Origin of the sequence: Mesorhizobium sp. M7A.F.Ca.ET.027.03.2.1, from assembly GCF_003999175.1 — a bacterium.
In the GTDB taxonomy this organism is placed as follows: domain Bacteria; phylum Pseudomonadota; class Alphaproteobacteria; order Rhizobiales; family Rhizobiaceae; genus Mesorhizobium.
The window spans coordinates 1-1,849 of record NZ_RZOM01001161.1; the positions used below are offsets into that span (position 1 = coordinate 1).

Below are 1,849 nucleotides of genomic sequence, written 5' to 3' on the forward strand. Positions count from 1 at the left end.
GTGCTGGCCGCCGTCATCACCCAGTTCCCCTTCGCCGAGAAGATCGTCGCGCCCTACATCCTGCTTCTGGTCACCACGCCGATGCTGGCGCTGGTGCCGCTTCTGATCCTGCGCTTCGGCTTCGGCTACACGCCGCGCATCATCGCGGTGGCGCTGGCCGCCGGGCCGATGGTGATGATCAATGCCGCCACCGGCTTTCGCCGCGTCGACAGCGCCAAGATCGCGCTGGCACGCTCCTATGGCGCCAGCACCCTGCAGATCTTCTGGAAGATCCGAGCGCCGATGGCGCTGCCGATGATCCTGGTCGGGCTGATGATCGGCGCCATCTTCGGTCTGCTGACCGCGGTCGGCGCCGAAATGGTCGGCGGCGGCTTCGGCCTCGGCAACCGGCTGACGACCTATTCGTCGATGATCCAGATGCCGCAGTTCTTCGCCGTGGTGCTGATCCTGTCGACGCTCGGCATCCTGATCTACGTGCTGTTCTTCCTGGTCGGCAAGAAATGGGCGAGCTGGGAGGCTTGAACACAAAAGTACAGACGGCGCCCGGGAGGCGGGCGGCAAGAGACTGACATCAAACAAAAAAGGGGAATGCCATGACCAATAATTTCTCGACCAACCCGGCGGGGATCAGCCGCCGCACTTTCCTGCAGGTGACCGGCGCCGGGCTGGTGACCGCGACGGTGCTTGGCGCCACCGGCCTCAAGGCCAGGGCCGAACCCTACGGAAAATTCACCTGGATCTCGCCGCGCGGCACGCTCGAAGTGCTCGACGACTATCCCTACTGGGCAGCCAAGAAGGCCGGCTATTTCGATGGGCTGGACACCGACATGCAGCCGGGGCCGTCGGACGGCACCGCGACGGTGAAGTTCGTCGATGTCGGCCAGGCCGATATGGGCTTCCCGTCGCCCGGCGTGTTCTCCTTCGCCATCCAGAACGGCATGAAGCTGAAGTCGGTGTTCCATATGGGCGCCCGCGACACGTTCAGCATCGCCTTCCGCAAGGGCGAGGGATCGAACGATCTGAAGAAGCTGGAAGGCAAGACCATCCTGCTCGGCTCCGCCGCCTGGCAGTCGATCACCGACCCGCTGCTGGCGGCGCAGGGCGTCGACATCAAGAAGGTCAAATATGTCGAAGCCGGCTGGCCGACATGGGGCACGGCTCTTGCCGGCGGCCAGGGCGACGCTGCCCTGTCGTGGGAAGGCCTACGCGCCGAATGGATCGCCAAGGGGCTCGACTTCGAATACTGGCTCGGCGTGCAGAACTCAAAGCTGCCGGCCAATACTTTCGTCGTGCGCGCCGCCGATCTGGAGGACGCCGACAAGAAGGCGTTGCTGGAAAAGTACCTGCGCGGCTGGGCGATGGGCCTCGAATTCGGCTACCAGAATCCCCGCGCGGCGGTCGAAGCGGTGTTCGAGCAGTTCCCGACGCTGGCCAAGAATCTCGGGCCGGAGCTCGGCACCACCTCGATCCTGCAGCAGATCAACGTCTTCCGCGGCGACATGGACAAACGCGGCGGCTGGGGCTCGCACGACATGGCGAGCTGGCAGGGCTTCTTCGACGAGATCCACAAGATCGGCCAGATCACCGCTCCGGTGAAGGCCGAGGATGTCTGCACCAATGATTTGATCGGCCCGGCCAATGATTTCGACAAGGCCAAGGTCAAGGCCGATGCCGACGGGTACAAGCTGTCGGAAGGCTTTGCCGCGCTCGATGTCGAGAAGATCAAGGCGCATCTGTTCGATTCAGCGGTGAAGTAGGGCTGACAATGTCCAGGTCAGCGCCGCCCCTCACCTGCCTGCCTGCATCCTCTCCCCGTAAACGGGGCGAGGGGACGCTGTCGTTGATGATT

At 63.8% G+C, this 1,849-nt stretch carries 2 protein-coding genes; both read left to right on the forward strand.

Annotation, left to right across the window (positions count from 1 at the left end):
* Positions 1-522 (forward strand): ABC transporter permease subunit (locus EN750_RS32410; protein WP_127399119.1); only part of this gene is annotated, 522 nt, incomplete at its 5' end.
* A gap of 71 nt (positions 523-593) precedes the next feature.
* Positions 594-1,757: an ABC transporter substrate-binding protein gene (locus EN750_RS32415; RefSeq protein ID WP_127399120.1), complete on the forward strand. Its 1,164-nt coding sequence runs from the start codon at positions 594-596 to the stop codon at positions 1,755-1,757.
* Positions 1,758-1,849: the final 92 nt, after the last annotated feature.

Bases quoted from the DNA above. Each gene is read 5' to 3' on its own strand.
- EN750_RS32415 (WP_127399120.1), top strand. From the start codon at position 594: ATGACCAATAATTTCTCGACCAACCCGGCGGGGATCAGCCGCCGCACT.